This window comes from Pseudomonas japonica, from assembly GCF_900188455.1.
Taxonomy (GTDB): Bacteria; Pseudomonadota; Gammaproteobacteria; order Pseudomonadales; family Pseudomonadaceae; genus Aquipseudomonas; species Aquipseudomonas japonica.
Genome location: NZ_FZOL01000006.1, coordinates 174980 through 189804, shown reverse-complemented (window position 1 = coordinate 189804; position 14825 = coordinate 174980). Strand labels below are relative to the sequence as shown.

12 protein-coding genes are annotated in these 14825 nt (G+C 65.6%); 9 read left to right on the top strand and 3 right to left on the bottom strand.

What is annotated here, in order from left to right:
- Positions 1-26: 26 nt before the first annotated feature.
- From CHB99_RS10130 to CHB99_RS10105, 6 genes are all read left to right on the top strand, one after another.
- Entirely contained in the window at positions 27-1307 is a 1281-nt protein-coding gene (locus tag CHB99_RS10130) for a glycerate kinase type-2 family protein (RefSeq protein WP_042123212.1), read from the top strand.
- The gene (gene pyk, locus CHB99_RS10125) at positions 1297-2712 is read left to right on the top strand and encodes a pyruvate kinase (RefSeq protein ID WP_042123210.1); all 1416 of its coding nucleotides are present in this window, start codon (positions 1297-1299) and stop codon (positions 2710-2712) included. Before CHB99_RS10130 ends, pyk begins: the two co-directional genes overlap by 11 nt.
- 154 nt (positions 2713-2866) lie before the next feature.
- Entirely contained in the window at positions 2867-3718 is an 852-nt protein-coding gene (locus CHB99_RS10120) for an urea transporter (protein ID WP_042123208.1), read from the top strand.
- A gap of 209 nt (positions 3719-3927) precedes the next feature.
- A complete protein-coding gene (locus CHB99_RS10115; protein WP_042123207.1) occupies positions 3928-4752 on the top strand; it encodes an ion transporter in 825 nt (274 codons plus the stop codon).
- 92 nt (positions 4753-4844) lie between these two features.
- Complete coding sequence (locus CHB99_RS10110; RefSeq protein WP_042123205.1) at positions 4845-5846, top strand: sulfate ABC transporter substrate-binding protein; 1002 nt, start codon at positions 4845-4847, stop codon at positions 5844-5846.
- Between the two features lie 193 nt (positions 5847-6039).
- Positions 6040-8076, top strand: a complete 2037-nt coding sequence (locus CHB99_RS10105) for a mechanosensitive ion channel family protein (protein ID WP_042123203.1) — start codon at positions 6040-6042, stop codon at positions 8074-8076.
- A gap of 135 nt (positions 8077-8211) precedes the next feature.
- On the opposite strand, the gene CHB99_RS10100 is transcribed toward CHB99_RS10105, so the two are convergent.
- The gene (locus CHB99_RS10100; protein WP_042123201.1) at positions 8212-9120 is read right to left on the bottom strand and encodes a class I SAM-dependent methyltransferase; all 909 of its coding nucleotides are present in this window, start codon (positions 9118-9120) and stop codon (positions 8212-8214) included.
- Positions 9121-9152: 32 nt separating this feature from the next.
- Positions 9153-10055, bottom strand: coding sequence for a DMT family transporter (locus CHB99_RS10095; RefSeq protein ID WP_042123199.1), 903 nt, complete (start codon positions 10053-10055; stop codon positions 9153-9155).
- Between the two features lie 137 nt (positions 10056-10192).
- Here CHB99_RS10095 and CHB99_RS10090 point away from each other — a divergent pair, with 137 nt between their 5' ends.
- From CHB99_RS10090 to CHB99_RS10080, 3 genes are all read left to right on the top strand, one after another.
- Positions 10193-10630: an Lrp/AsnC family transcriptional regulator gene (locus tag CHB99_RS10090; protein WP_042123197.1), complete on the top strand. Its 438-nt coding sequence runs from the start codon at positions 10193-10195 to the stop codon at positions 10628-10630.
- A 618-nt stretch (positions 10631-11248) separates the two neighbouring features.
- The gene (locus tag CHB99_RS10085; protein WP_042123195.1) at positions 11249-12778 is read left to right on the top strand and encodes an NCS1 family nucleobase:cation symporter-1; all 1530 of its coding nucleotides are present in this window, start codon (positions 11249-11251) and stop codon (positions 12776-12778) included.
- A gap of 56 nt (positions 12779-12834) precedes the next feature.
- Positions 12835-13563 (top strand): aspartate/glutamate racemase family protein, encoded by a 729-nt coding sequence (locus CHB99_RS10080; RefSeq protein WP_042123193.1) that lies wholly within the window; start codon positions 12835-12837, stop codon positions 13561-13563.
- Here the strand turns inward: CHB99_RS10080 and CHB99_RS10075 are convergent.
- Positions 13560-14768 carry a D-amino acid dehydrogenase gene (locus CHB99_RS10075; RefSeq protein WP_042123191.1) on the bottom strand — a complete coding sequence of 403 codons (1209 nt, stop codon included), beginning with the start codon at positions 14766-14768 and terminating at the stop codon, positions 13560-13562. The genes CHB99_RS10080 and CHB99_RS10075 overlap by 4 nt on opposite strands.
- Positions 14769-14825 lie beyond the last annotated feature (57 nt).

The following is a 14825-nucleotide window of genomic DNA, read 5'->3' as shown; positions in this document are numbered from 1 at the left end:
AGAACAATAAGATTTGGAGGCCTGAGATGTCGGTCGATCCGCAACAATTTCTCCGCGACCTGTTCGCCACGGCCATCGATGCCGCGCACCCGCGTCAGGTCCTCGAAGCCCACCTGCCCGCCGACCGCAGCGGCCGGGTGATCGTCATCGGCGCCGGCAAGGCCGCCGCGGCCATGGCCGAAGTGGTCGAGCGCGCCTGGCAGGGCGAAGTCCGCGGCCTGGTGGTGACCCGCTACGGCCACGGCGCCAGCTGCTCGAAGATCGAGGTGGTGGAAGCCGCCCACCCCGTCCCCGACGCCGCCGGCCTGGCCGTGGCCAAGCGCGTGCTGGAGATGGTCAGCGACCTGAGCGCCGACGACCGGGTGATCTTCCTGCTGTCCGGCGGTGGCTCGGCCCTGCTGGCCCTGCCCGCCGAAGGCCTGACCCTGGCCGACAAGCAGCAGATCAACAAAGCCCTGCTCAAATCCGGCGCCACCATCGGCGAGATGAACTGCGTGCGCAAGCACCTCTCGGCGATCAAGGGCGGCCGTCTGGCCAAGGCCTGCTGGCCGGCCACCGTGTACACCTATGCGATTTCCGATGTACCGGGCGACCTCGCCACGGTGATCGCTTCCGGCCCGACCGTGGCCGACCCGAGCACCTCCGCCGAAGCCCTGGCGATCTTGAAACGCTACAACATCGACGCGCCGCAGGCGGTGATCGACTGGCTGCACAACCCGGCCTCGGAAACCGTCAAGGCCGATGACCCGGCCCTGGCGCGCAGCCACTTCCAGCTGATCGCGCGGCCCCAGCAGTCGCTCGAAGCCGCGGCGGTGAAGGCCCGGCAAGCCGGCTTCAGCCCGCTGATCCTCGGCGACCTGGAAGGCGAATCGCGGGAAGTGGCCAAGGTCCACGCCGGCATCGCCCGCCAGGTGGTGCTGCACGGCCAGCCGCTGGCGGCGCCCTGCGTGATCCTCTCCGGCGGTGAAACCACGGTCACCGTGCGCGGCAACGGCCGTGGCGGACGCAACGCCGAGTTCCTGCTCAGCCTCACCGAAAACCTCAAGGGCCTGCCGGGCGTGTACGCCCTGGCCGGCGACACCGACGGCATCGACGGCTCGGAAGACAACGCCGGCGCACTCATGACCCCGGACAGCTACGCCCGCGCCCAGGCCCTGGGCCTGTCGGCGTCCGACGAGCTGGACAACAACAACGGCTATGGCTACTTCGCCGCGCTCGACTCGCTGATCGTCACCGAGCCGACCCGGACCAACGTCAACGATTTCCGCGCCATCCTCATTCTTGAGACTGCCCAACATGACGCCTGACAAAAAAGTCAAAATCCTCGCCACCCTCGGCCCCGCGATCAAAGGCATCGACGACGTTCGCGCGCTCGTGGAAGCCGGGGTCAACATCTTCCGCCTCAACTTCAGCCACGGCGAACATGAAGACCACGCCATGCGCTACCAGTGGATCCGCGAGGTCGAAGCCCAGCTCAACTACCCGCTGGGCATCCTCATGGACCTGCAGGGTCCGAAACTGCGGGTCGGTCGCCTGGCCGACGGCAAGGTCATGCTGCAGCGTGGCCAGGCCCTGCGCCTGGACCTCGACGCGACCCCCGGCGACGCCACCCGGGTCAACCTGCCCCATCCGGAAATCATCGCCGCGCTGGAACCCGGCATGGACCTGCTGGTGGATGACGGCCGCCTGCGCCTGCGGGTGACCGCCAAGCACGCCGACGCCATCGACACCACCGTGCTCAACGGCGGCGAGCTGTCCGACCGCAAGGGCGTCAACGTGCCGCAAGCGGTGCTGGACCTGAGCCCGCTGACCGCCAAGGACCGCCGCGACCTGACCTTCGGCCTGGAACTGGGCGTGGACTGGGTGGCGCTGTCGTTCGTCCAGCGTCCCGAGGACATCGCCGAAGCACGCCAGTTGATCGGCGACCGTGCCTTCCTCATGGCCAAGATCGAGAAGCCTTCGGCGGTCACCCAACTGCGCGAGATCGCCGAGCTGAGCGACGCGATCATGGTCGCCCGCGGTGACCTTGGCGTGGAAGTACCGGCCGAGGCCGTGCCGCAGATCCAGAAGGACATCATCGCCACCTGCCGTCAGCTCGGCCGGCCGGTGGTGGTCGCCACGCAGATGCTCGAATCGATGCGCTTCTCCCCGGCGCCGACCCGCGCCGAGGTGACCGACGTCGCCAACGCCGTGGCCGAAGGTGCCGACGCGGTGATGCTGTCGGCGGAAACCGCCTCCGGTGACTACCCGCTCGAAGCCGTGCAGATGATGAGCAAGATCATCCGCCAGGTCGAAGCCGGTCCGGACTACCAGAACCAGCTCGATGTCGGCCGGCCGAAGGCCGAGGCCACCGTCTCCGACGCCATCAGCTGCGCCATCCGCCGCATCTGCGGGATCCTGCCGGTGGCGGTGCTGGTCAACTACAGCGAGTCAGGCAACTCGACCCTGCGCACCTCTCGCGAGCGACCGCGGACACCGATCCTCAACCTGACCCCGAACCTGGTCACCGCGCGGCGCCTGAGCGTGGTCTGGGGCGTGCACTCGGTGGTCAACGACCGTCTGCGCCAGGTCGACGAAGTCTGTTCCACCGCGCTGGAAATCGCCCAGGCCCAGGGCATGGCCAACCGCGGCGATACGCTGCTGATTACCGCCGGTGTGCCTTTTGGCCAGCCGGGATCGACTAATTCGCTGCGGATCGAAACCCTGCTTTGACCCTTTCGCGGGGCAGGCCAGCGGTCATCGCTTCATCCGCGTGAAGCCATGGCCGCCAGCGTGCTCCGCGATCCACAACATAGAAAAGCTGTGCCCTTGACCGTGGGAAAAATTCGCCCAAAGAGGCGACCCACTCCACTTCAGACCTACTGCCATGTACACCAAGAATTTCGTAAACCCGTGCCCCGACTGGGCGACCGCTCTGCTCAACGGTTTCAGTCAGGTGCTGCTGCAGCGTAATCCGCTGTGCGGCCTGTGCTGCCTGCTGGCCATCCTTCTCACCGCGCCGCAGCTGATCGGCGGCGCACTGCTGGGCGCCCTCGCCGGGCTGCTCACGGCGCAGCGCCGCGGCTACAACCGCGGCGACCGCCAGGCCGGGCTGTACAGCTACAACGGCGTGCTGATCGGCGTGCTGTTCAGTTACCTGCTGCCCTGGTCGCCGCTGCTGCTGCCGCTGATCATCGCCGCCGCCGGGCTGAGCAGCATGCTTGTGCATCAGTGGCTCAAGCGTGGCGGGTCGGTATTGCTGCCGGCCTACACCCTGCCCTTCGTGCTGCTGGGCTGGGCGCTGCTGCTGGTGACCGAACCGGCAGCGACCGCCAATGCGCCGGTGCCGGCCAATCCGCTGGACGCGCTGGCGCGGGGTCTGGGGCAGATCTTCCTTCTGGACCAGCCGCTGGCGGGGATGCTGATTGCCCTGGGGCTGCTGCTGTCGGATCGCTATGCGGCGGCCTGGGCCTTCGTCGGCGCGGCCATCGGCGGCAGCGTCGCGCTGCTGGGCGGTGAAGCGACCGCGGCGTACATGGGGCTGTATGGCTTCAATGCCGCGCTCGCCGCGCTGGCCTTCAGCGGTACGCGCGCGCAGCCGTGGAAACCGTTGCTGGCGATCGTCCTGGCGATCGCGGTGCAGCCGTTGTTCAACCTGCTGCCGATTCCGGGGCTGACGGCGCCGTTCATCGTGGCGTGCTGGCTGGTTCGGCTGACAAGACTGGCGCCGGCCCCGTAGGAGCTGGCTTGCCCGCGTAGGAGCTGGCTTGCCTGCGAAAGGACCGCGAAGCGGTCCCGGACCTCAACGCTATTTGGGACCGCTGCGCAGTCCTTTCGCAGGCAAGCCAGCTCCTACAGGTCCTTCACCGGCAAGCCCGCGCCTACTTGTGCAACTGCCGGATATGCCCCTAGGCTTTGCACCACCACCCGCCTGGAACTCCCCACCCCATGGAAAACCCCCAGAGCCTGCGCGAACGGCTCTATGTCATCGTCTTTCAAACCGACACCGTCGCCGGCCGCCGCTTCGACACCATCCTGCTGCTGATCATCCTCGCCAGCCTGGTCACCGTGGTCCTCGACAGCATCGACGAAGTCCACCAGAGCTACGCCGGCCTTCTGGCCGCCATCGAATGGGGCTTCACCGCGGTCTTCCTCATCGAGTACCTGCTGCGCCTGTACTGCTCGCCCAAACCGCTGCGCTACGCCTTCAGCTTCTACGGCCTGGTCGACCTGCTGGCGATCGTCCCGGGGATCATCGCCCTGTACTACAGCGACGCCCAGTACCTGCTGATCATCCGCGTCATACGGATGCTGCGGATCTTCCGCGTGCTCAAGCTCAGCCCCTACCTGAAACAGGCCCACTACCTGCTCGACGCCCTGCGCGGCAGCAAGCAGAAGATCATCGTGTTCCTGGTCAGCGTGTCGACCCTGGTCACCGTGTTCGGCACCCTGATGTACGTGGTCGAAGGCCCGCAACACGGGTTCACCAGCATCCCCAAGGGTATCTACTGGGCCATCGTCACCCTGACCACCGTCGGCTTCGGCGATATCGTGCCGAAGACCCCGCTGGGCCAGGTGATTTCCTCGCTGGTGATGATCACCGGTTACTCGATCATCGCCGTGCCCACCGGGATCTTCACCGCCGAGCTGGCCAACGCCATGCGCGGCGAGCAACTGCGCCACGATTGCCCGGTCTGCCACAAAGGCCATCACGAACATGGCGCGGCCTTCTGCTCGCGTTGCGGCAATGCCCTGTTCAAGAAACTGGAATAAGCAAAGCACCTTTTAATCTTTTTGTGCCTAAGCGGCGATTGGCTATAGTCGCTGGCACAATGCCTTTTACCAATGCCAACAAGGAATGCGCAGTGAAAAAACTCTTCAGTGCCTCGCTTCTCGCCGCGAGCCTGGCCGTGGGCAGTTTCGCCCAGGCCGCACCGGCTCCGCTGCTGAACGTCTCCTATGACGTAATGCGCGACTTCTACAAGGACTACAACGCCGCCTTCCAGAAACACTGGGAAGCCGAGCACAAAGAGAAGATCACTGTGCAGATGTCCTTCGGCGGTTCGAGCAAGCAGGCGCGCTCGGTGATCGACGGCCTGCCGGCCGATGTCATCACCATGAACATGGCCACCGACATCAACGCCCTGGCCGACAACGGCAAGCTGGTCCCGGACAACTGGGTGACGCGCCTGCCGAACAACAGCGCGCCGTTCACCTCGGCCACCGTGTTCATCGTGCGCAAGGGCAACCCGAAAGTGCTGAAGGATTGGCCGGACCTGCTCAAGGATGGCGTGCAGGTCATCGTGCCGAACCCGAAGACCTCGGGTAACGGTCGCTACACCTACCTCTCCGCCTGGGGCTACGTGCTCAAGACCGGCGGCGACGAAGCCAAGGCCAGGGACTTCGTAGGCAAGCTGTTCAAGCAGGCCCCGGTGCTCGATACCGGTGGTCGCGCCGCCACCACCACCTTCATGACCAACCAGATCGGCGACGTGCTGGTGACCTTCGAGAACGAGGCCGAGATGATCGCCCGCGAGTTCGGTCGCGACCAGTTCGAGGTGATCTACCCGAGCGTTTCCGCCGAGGCCGAGCCGCCGGTGAGCGTGGTCGACAAGGTGGTCGACAAGAAAGGCAGCCGCGCCACCGCCGAGGCCTACCTGAAGTACCTGTGGTCGCCTGAAGCCCAGGAAATCGCCGCCGCCAACTACCTGCGTCCGCGCGATCCGGCGGTGCTGGCCAAGTACACCGACCGTTTCCCGAAAGTCGACTTCCTCTCGGTGGAGAAGACCTTCGGTGACTGGCGCACCGTGCAGAAGACCCACTTCAACGATGGCGGGATCTTCGACCAGATCTATACCGGCAAGTAATCTGTAATTGGGGCTGCTTTGCAGCCCTTTCGCGGGCAAGCCACGCTCCTACAGTGATATGCGCTTCCCCGTAGGAGCGTGGCTTGCCCGCGAAAGGACCGCAAAGCGGTCCCCTTTTCCAGCCCCCTCGCAGAAAAACCCGGCCGATCATTGTCTACCCTTTCCGTCACCCCACGGCTGAAAGGAGTACCCCGTGATCCGTACCCTCCTCGCCCTCCTCCTCGCGACCCTGCTGGGTACTTCCGCATTCGCCGCCGGGCCGCTGTCCACCCTCAGCGGGGAAGCGCCGGCCAAGGAGCCGGAACCGGTGGTCCAGGGCGGTCTGCTCGGCGCCCTGGCCAACGGCCTGGACGATGTCTCCGAAGAACTCGACATCGACAACCGCCTAGTCGACGCCTGGCGCCTGCGCGCCGACCGCGCGGCCAGCGAAGCGGGACAGCTGGTCACCCGCCACAGTGCGCAGGACATGCTGCAGATGGCCTGCGACTTCCTGCTCCTCACCGCCACCTGGGCCGCGACGTTCGCCGTGCTCTGCTATCTCGGCCGCCTCGCCACCCGACGCTCGCAGCGCTCTCGCCTGCTGCGCGAACGACCACGGCCGGGCAAGCTGCTCGGCTATCTGCTGCCCTTCACCCTGCCGGCCCTGATCAGCCTGCCCGCCGCCCTGTTCATCAGCCGCCAGCTCGACCCTTCGGTGGGGCGCGCCCTGGGCATGAGCCTGGCCTATGCCACCAGCAGCGGGATCTTCTCCACCTCGATCATCCTCTGCCTGATTACCCTCTTCGACAGCGGGCACAAACGCGCCGCGGTACGCATTCTCCGCGAGGCGGCACCGCGCCCGCTGTTCCTGGTGGGCTTTCTTGCCGCCTGGAGCGACGCCCTGACCAGCCCGCAGATCGCCCGCCAGTTGGGTGGCAACCTGACCAGCAGCACCGCGGTGATCACCGGCCTGCTGGCGACCCTGAGTTTCGCCGTGCTGGTCCTGCGCTCGCGGCGCCCGGTGGCGCACCTGATCCGCAACCGCGACCTCAAGGATCGCCTGCAGCACCGCGCGGTGCAGGACACCCTGCGGATCTTCTCGGCGCTGTGGTACCTGCCGATCCTGATGATGATCCTGGTCTCGGCGATCAACCTGATCGGCGCTGGCGAGGAAAGCCAGCGCGCCCTGCAGAAAGCCCTGCTGACCACCGTGCTGCTGATCGGCACGGTGTTCCTCAGCATCACCCTGCAGCACCTGTTCAAAGCCGGGGTCGCCCATGAACAGCGCCTGCGTCCCTACAAGGAACTGCTCTACAGCCTGGCCCACGCCCTGCTGCGCATCGTCATGGCGGTGGCCTTCATCGAACTGCTGGGGCGCATCTGGGGCTTCTCGGTGCTGGACTTCGCCCTGCGCAATGCCCTCGGCCGGGCGATCAGCGATTCGCTGAGCAGCATCGGCCTGATCCTGCTGGTCACCTGGCTGCTCTGGGTGGTGATCGACACCGCCATCCAGGAGGCCCTGAAACCCACGCCGGGCCGGCGCAATTCGCGCCAGCCGAGCACCCGCGTGCGGACCATCCTGCCGATGCTGCGCAATGCGCTCAAAGTGGTGCTGGTGGTGATCTGCACCATCACCACCATGGCCAACCTGGGCATCAACGTCGCGCCGTTCCTCGCCGGTGCCGGGGTGGTCGGCCTGGCCATCGGCTTCGGTTCGCAGCAACTGGTGCAGGACGTGATCACCGGGCTGTTCATCCTGATCGAGGACACCATCGCCATCGGCGACTGGGTGGTCCTCGATTCCGGGCATGCCGGCACCGTCGAGAGCCTGACCATCCGCACCTTGCGCCTGCGCGACGGCAAGGGCTTCGTGCATTCGGTGCCGTTCGGCCAGATCAAGGCGGTCACCAACCAGTCGCGGCAGTTCGCCTATGCGTTCTTTTCGGTGCAGTTCAGCTATGACTCGGACGTGGACGTGGCGCTCAAGCTGATTCGCGAGGCGGGGCAGTCGATCAGCGAGGACCCGATCCTGCGCCACAACCTGCAGGGGCCGTTGCAGGTGTTCGGGGTGGACAGCATGAACCTCAACGGCATGACCCTGACGGCGCAGTTCAGGACCACCTCGGGCGGGCAGTATGCGGTGAACCGGGCGTTCAACGAGCGGCTGAAGAAGCTGGTGGACCAGACCGAGCAGGTGAGTTTTGCCCAGTACAATCCGGTGCCGCAGCGAGTAGGCGATACCAGCGCCTGACGCCGATCCCCTGTAGGAGCTGGCTTGCCTGCGAAGGACCGCGCTAGCGGTCCCCGATACCAGTGAGGTCCGGGACCGCCCTGCGGTCCTTCGCAGGCAAGCCAGCTCCTACGGGGAGTCGCGCGGACTGTGGGATCAGCGGAAGACCAGCGCCTTGAGCCCACCACCCACTTCCACCTCGGGAAACTCCGGCGGATTCTCCAGCCGCTCGACGAACCTCAACCCCGGCGCCTGCTCCGCCATGCCCTGGATCAGGAACTCCGGCCCGATCCCCGGATCATTCACGCAGGCCAGCACCGTTCCGCCCTCGCTCAACAACTCCGGCAGGCGCCGCAGGATCTTCGCGTAGTCCTGGGTCAGGGCGAAGCTGCCCTTCTGGAAGCTCGGCGGGTCGATGATGATCAGGTCATAAGGCCCGGACTTGCGCACCTTGCCCCAGGACTTGAACAGCTCATGGCCGAGAAAGCCGACCCGGCTCAGGTCGTGCCCGTTGAGCCGGTGATTGTCGCGCCCGCGGGACAGCGCGGCCCTCGACATATCCAGGTTGACCACCTGCTCCGCCCCGCCGGCGATCGCCGCCACGGAGAACCCGCAGGTGTAGGCGAACAGATTGAGCACCCGCCTGCCCGCCGCCTGCTCGCGGACCCAGCGCCGGCCATAGCGCATGTCGAGGAACAGGCCGCTGTTCTGCTTCAGGCCCAGGTCCAGCTGGTAGCGCAGGCCGTCCTCGTCGATCACCTTCGACTCGCAGGGCTGGCCCAGCAGCCAGTGCCCGGGGCTGTCCGGCAGATAGCGGTGCTGGATCAATACCGCCACACCCTCCGGCGCCAGACCGCGAAGCAGGGTTTCCAGCTCGGCCAGTTGCCCTTCGGGCGGCTCGCGGAACAGCGCTACCAGCAACACGCCCTGCAGCCAGTCCACGGTGATCTGCTCCAGCCCCGGCCAGCAGCGCCCGCGGCCGTGGAACAGGCGGCGGGTTTCGCTGGGCGGTGCGTTCAGCGCAGCGCGCAGGTGGTCATGCAAGGTGTCGATGGCAGCGGTCATGGCGGGGTTTCGGCGAGCTAAAGCGGCGCATTCTACGCTTTTGCGTCGCTCGCGCGGACAGCGGATTTGAACCACCAGCCCCGTTGCATGCCAGCAGCCGCCAGCAAGATGGCCGCCACACCCAGCCATTGCAGCACCTCCAGGCGGTGACCGAACGCGGCCCAGTCCACCGCAATCGCCGCGATCGGGTAGATGAACGACAGCGCGCCGGTCAGGGCCGTCGGCAGTTTCTGGATCGCGCCGTACAGCAGCACATACATCAGGCCGGTGTGGACGATACCCAGGGTGACCAGGCTGCCCAGTTCGGTCTGGGTGCTCGGCAGCCCGCCCAGGTTGGCGAACGGCGCCAGCAACAGCACGCCGGTGCACACCTGGATCAGTGCGATCAGGTGCGGCGGCGTGCCACTCAGGCGCTTGATGATCAGCGCCGCGACGGCATACAGAAACGCCGCGCCGAGGGCCAGGGCGATGCCCAGCAGGTAGGCGTCGCCACTTTCGCCCTGGCTGCCATGGGCGCTGACGATGGCCAGCATCCCGGCGAAGGACACCGCCAGCCAGAACAGCTTGGGCACGGTGATCTTCTCGCCGAGGAACAGCGCCGCCAGGCCCACCAGCATGAACGGCTGGACGTTGTACACCGCCGTGCCGATGGCGATGGACGCCCGCGAGTAGGAAGCGAACAGCAGCACCCAGTTGCCGACGATGGCCACGCCGCTGAGCACCGCCAGCAGGAAGGTGGTGCGCGTCAGCAAGCCCGGGCGCAGGAAACCCATGGCAGCGCAGATCAGCAACAGGGTGGCGGCGCCGAACACGCAGCGCCAGAACACCACATCCAGCACCGGTTGCCCGGAAACCAGCACGAACCAGCCAATGGTCCCGGAGATCAGCATGGCACCGATCATTTCCAGCGAACCGCGACGCAGCGAATTGTCCATCACGCACCTCCCAGTAGATGTGACAGAGTATGACGATGGTGCTCCGGGCCGTTCCAGCGGATAAACAAGGCCTGAGCGTTCATTGACCTTTGTTATCAAGGTCATTTTTCAAATTCGCCTGACGAGGCCCGTTGACCATGACCGATGCCATCGACCAACTGCTGCTCAATGCCCTGATGGAGGATTCGCGGCGCTCGCTGAAAGCCCTGGCCAGCCTCACCGGGCTGTCCGCGCCGAGCGTCAGCGAACGCCTGCGCCGCCTGGAGGAACGCAGGGTGCTCAAGGGTTACACCGTGGAGGTGGATGCGCGCAGCTTCGGCTACCAGTTGCAGGCCATCGTGCGGATTCGCCCGTTGCCGGGACAGCTGCATGAAGTGGAGCGGCAGATCATCGCCATTCCCGAGTTCACCGAATGCGACAAGGTGACCGGCGACGACTGCTTCATCGCGCGCCTGCATGTGCGCTCGATGGAACAGCTGGATACCTTGCTGGACAAGCTCAACAGCCATGCCGAGACGAGTACCGCGATCGTCAAGAAGACCCCGGTGAAGCGGCGGCTGCCGCCGATGGATTGAGATGGCAGGCATACCACGATCGGTGTAGGAGCGGATTTATCCGCGATGGCGGACCACGCGATCGGCGGCGAAGCCGTCGTAAACCCTGAGTCCCGGTTTCCTCTGAGACACCCGGGATACAGGGTTTATGGCCGCTTCGCGCCCAATCGCGGCGGTCCGACGTTTCGGTGAATCTCCACACAGTGGAACGGCGCCAACCCAAAAACTGTACACACTCATGTAACTTTAAGTGCCATTTTTGTGTGCAATTTTTCCAAATCACGCCCCATAACGTTACATCCCCCGCCTCAACTAATTTGACCATTCGATCAGCATTCAACGCCTTCAAAAAATAAATCCTGTTTATTCGGTCAATTTATAACTTTTCAATTTCATCAACTTACAAAAAATACAAACAACTTCAACAACATAGCCAAACTCCGGTTGAACTTTCCGTGGCATGGAACTGGCTTACCTCTGCTCGTGCTTTGTATACAGTTTTGTGAAATCCAGAGCACACTAGATCCGCCCACCTGCCGTCGCCGGGTAGCGGAATGCCCCTAACCAATTGGTTCTCGTGGTTTATCGACCAGGCCCCGCCACGCCACGCCACGCCACGAGTATCAGGAGCACGCCGGAATGAGCATGAGTCTCTACAACAAGACTGAACTGGACTTTTCCTCGTCTACCCCCGAACCGTCGACGCAGCCGCAACACCCCGTGACCCTCAGCCCCCGCCTGCACAACCACGACCTCGCCCCGACCAGGGCCGAGGGTCGGCGCTGGGGCCGCTACAGCATCTTCGCCCTGTGGACCAACGATGTGCACAACATCGCCAACTACTCCTTCGCCATGGGGCTCTACGCCATGGGCCTGGGCGGCTGGCAGATCCTCCTGTCGCTGGGGATCGGCGCGGCGCTGGTGTACTTCTTCATGAACCTGTCCGGCTACATGGGACAGAAGACCGGCGTGCCGTTCCCGGTGATGAGCCGGATCGCCTTCGGCATCCACGGCGCGCAGATCCCGGCGCTGATCCGCGCGGTGATCGCCATCGCCTGGTTCGGCATCCAGACCTACCTGGCCTCGGTGGTCCTGCGCGTATTGCTCACCGCCGTCGCCCCGAGCCTCGCCGCCTATGACCAGGACGCCATCCTCGGCCTGTCCAGCCTCGGCTGGGTATGCTTCGTGGCGATCTGGCTGGTGCAACTGGTGATCCTCGCCTACGGCATGGAGATGGTGCGGCGCTACGAGGCCTTCGCCGGCCCGGTGATCCTCCTCACCGTGACCTGCCTGGCCGCGTGGATGTACACCCAGGCCGGCTTCGACATCGCCTGGTCGGTGCGCGAACCGCTGACGGGCGCCGCCATGTGGCACAACATCTTCGCCGGTGGCGCACTGTGGCTGGCGATCTACGGCACCCTGGTGCTGAACTTCTGCGACTTCGCCCGTTCCTCGCCCTGCCGCAAGACCATCCGCTCCGGCAACTTCTGGGGCCTGCCGGTGAACATCCTGGCCTTCGCGGTGATCTCCGTGCTGCTGTGCGGCGCGCAGTTCAGCATCAACGGCCAGATCATCGACAGCCCGACGCAGATCATCGCCAGCATTCCCAACACCTTGTTCCTCGTGCTCGGCTGCCTGGCCTTCCTGATCGTCACCGTGGCGGTGAACATCATGGCCAACTTCGTCGCCCCGGCGTTCGTCCTCAGCAACCTGGCGCCACGCCTGCTCAACTTCCGTCGCGCCGGGATGATCAGCGCCACCCTCGCCGTGCTGATCCTGCCGTGGAACCTCTACAACAGCCCGCTGGTGATCATGTACTTCCTCTCCGGTCTCGGCGCCCTGCTCGGCCCGCTGTACGGGGTGATCATGGTCGACTACTGGCTGGTGCGCCGCGGTCGGGTCAACGTGCCCGAGCTGTACAGCGAAGATCCGAACGGCGCCTACCACTACCGCCGCGGCGTCAACCCGCGGGCGATCGCCGCCTTCATTCCCGCCGCGCTGCTGGCCATCGTCCTGGCCCTGGTGCCCAACTTCGAAACCCTCGCGCCATTCTCCTGGATGATCGGCGCGAGCATCGCCGGCCTGCTCTACCTGCTGATGGCTCCACGCAACCGGCACTACGCCGATGTCAGCGGCGAGTCCATCGCCGTCGACAGCGTCAGCCACTGATCGTCCTTTTTCGGCCCGGGACTGCCGGGCCGTCACTGCCTCTGCGAGAACCCTACATGCGTATCCTGATCGTCAACGTCAACACCACCGAGGCCATCACCCAGGCCATCGCCCGCGAAGCCCAGGCGGTCGCCGCGCCGGGCACCGAGATCATCGGCCTGACCCCCTACTTCGGCGCCGATTCGGTGGAAGGCAATTTCGAAAGCTACCTGGCCGCCATCGCCGTCATGGACCGCGTGCTGGCCTATGACGGTCCCTACGACGCGGTGATCCAGGCCGGCTACGGCGAACACGGCCGCGAAGGACTGCAGGAGCTGTTGAAGGTGCCGGTGGTGGACATCACCGACGCCGCCGCCAGCACCGCCATGTACCTCGGCCACGCCTACTCGGTGGTCACCACCCTCGACCGCACCGTGCCGCTGATCGAGGACCGCCTGAAACTCTCCGGCCTGTACGACCGCTGCGCCTCCGTGCGAGCCAGCGGCATGGCCGTGCTGGAGCTGGAGGAACAACCGGAGCGCGCCCTCGAAGCCATCGTCCGGCAGGCCGAACTGGCGGTGCGCGAGGACAAGGCGGAAGTGATCTGCCTCGGTTGCGGCGGCATGGCCGGCCTCGACGAGCAGATCCGCCAGCGCACCGGCGTGCCGGTGGTGGATGGCGTCAGCGCGGCGGTGAAAATGGCCGAGTCGCTGGTGCAACTGGGGCTGTCGACGTCGAAGAGCCGCACCTACGCCACGCCGCGGACCAAGCGCATCATCGGCTGGCCGGCGCACTTCGGGCGCTAGACGCTGAGCGCGGACGTGCGCCCGGCGATCCGCTCCACCAGCAGTTGCGCGCTGCCGCTGGCGAGGGTGAAACCGAGGGCGCCGTGTCCGAGATTGAGCCAGAGATTCCGGTAGCCGCTGTCTCCCAGCAGCGGCACGCCGGTGGGAGTGGCCGGGCGCATGCCGGCCCACTCCCGCACCTGATGGTGGTCCCCGGCGTCGGGAAACGCCGCTTGCGCCAGCCGTCGCAGACTGGCCAGGCGCAACGGGTCCGGCGTCTCGTCGAAGCCGACGATATCCACCATCGCCGCGACGCGCAGTTGCTGATCGATCCGCGCATAGACCGTCTTGCGGTCATAGTCGGTGATGCTCAGCTGCGGCGCTCGCGGGCCCGCCGGCATGCTCAGGCTGTAGCCCTTGAGCGGATACACCGGCAGATGCAAACCCGGCAGTCCCAATTGCGAGGCGCGGTAGCCGGCGCAGAGGACCAGGTGCTCCACCGGCATGGTCCTGTCGCCCAGTTGCAACGCCTCGACTTTTTCTCCGCGCGGAATGAGTCGGGTCACGGGTTGGCCCAGATGCAACCGGCAACGGCCCGACGCCCGCAGACGCTCGGCCAGGGTCAGGCAGAAGGCGTGGCAGTCGCCGACTTCTTCGCTTGCCGTGAAGATCCCACCGATGAAAACCGACGGATCGAGCGCCGGCTCCAGTGTGCCGAGTTCATAGCCATCGACAATCTGCTGATGCCGAGCGTCGGCACGATCCCGCGCGACAGCGAAACTGTGCCGATCGCGAAAGACAACCAGCTTGCCATTGCGGCGCCAGGCGAAGCCGTCGAGCCCATCTTCCTCGCGCCACTGCTGCAGGGTCTGCTGGCTGTGCAGGGCCAGGCGCAGCAGGCGTGCGGCATTGGTCCGGTTGACCGAGCCACGGCAGGCAACGAGGAAAGCCAGCATCCAGCGCCATTGCGCCAGATCGAGCCGCGGCCGCAGGCGCAGGGGCGAGTCCCCGCGCAGCATCCAGCCCAGCGCCTGCCAGGGCACGCCGGCGTCGGCCAGGGGTGCCACGTAGCGATAGGAGAGCTGTCCGCCATTGGCGAAACTGGCGCCGCTGGCAAGTTGTTCGCGGGCTTCGATCAGGTCGACGTCGAAGCCTTCGCGGACCAGGGCGTAGGCTGTGGAAAGTCCGATGACACCGCCACCGATCACCGTTACTCGCTGGGTCATGTCCGTCATCCGTTTCGCAAGACGCTGTCAGCTTAGAGAGGAGCCCTGCGGGAAAAA

Bases quoted from the DNA above. Each gene is read 5' to 3' on its own strand.
- CHB99_RS10130 (WP_042123212.1), top strand. From the start codon at position 27: ATGTCGGTCGATCCGCAACAATTTCTCCGCGACCTGTTCGCCACGGCC.
- pyk (WP_042123210.1), top strand. From the start codon at position 1,297: ATGACGCCTGACAAAAAAGTCAAAATCCTCGCCACCCTCGGCCCCGCG.
- CHB99_RS10120 (WP_042123208.1), top strand. From the start codon at position 2,867: ATGTACACCAAGAATTTCGTAAACCCGTGCCCCGACTGGGCGACCGCT.
- CHB99_RS10115 (WP_042123207.1), top strand. From the start codon at position 3,928: ATGGAAAACCCCCAGAGCCTGCGCGAACGGCTCTATGTCATCGTCTTT.
- CHB99_RS10100 (WP_042123201.1), bottom strand. From the start codon at position 9,120: ATGACCGCTGCCATCGACACCTTGCATGACCACCTGCGCGCTGCGCTG.
- CHB99_RS10095 (WP_042123199.1), bottom strand. From the start codon at position 10,055: ATGGACAATTCGCTGCGTCGCGGTTCGCTGGAAATGATCGGTGCCATG.
- CHB99_RS10090 (WP_042123197.1), top strand. From the start codon at position 10,193: ATGACCGATGCCATCGACCAACTGCTGCTCAATGCCCTGATGGAGGAT.
- CHB99_RS10085 (WP_042123195.1), top strand. From the start codon at position 11,249: ATGAGCATGAGTCTCTACAACAAGACTGAACTGGACTTTTCCTCGTCT.
- CHB99_RS10080 (WP_042123193.1), top strand. From the start codon at position 12,835: ATGCGTATCCTGATCGTCAACGTCAACACCACCGAGGCCATCACCCAG.
- CHB99_RS10075 (WP_042123191.1), bottom strand. From the start codon at position 14,768: ATGACCCAGCGAGTAACGGTGATCGGTGGCGGTGTCATCGGACTTTCC.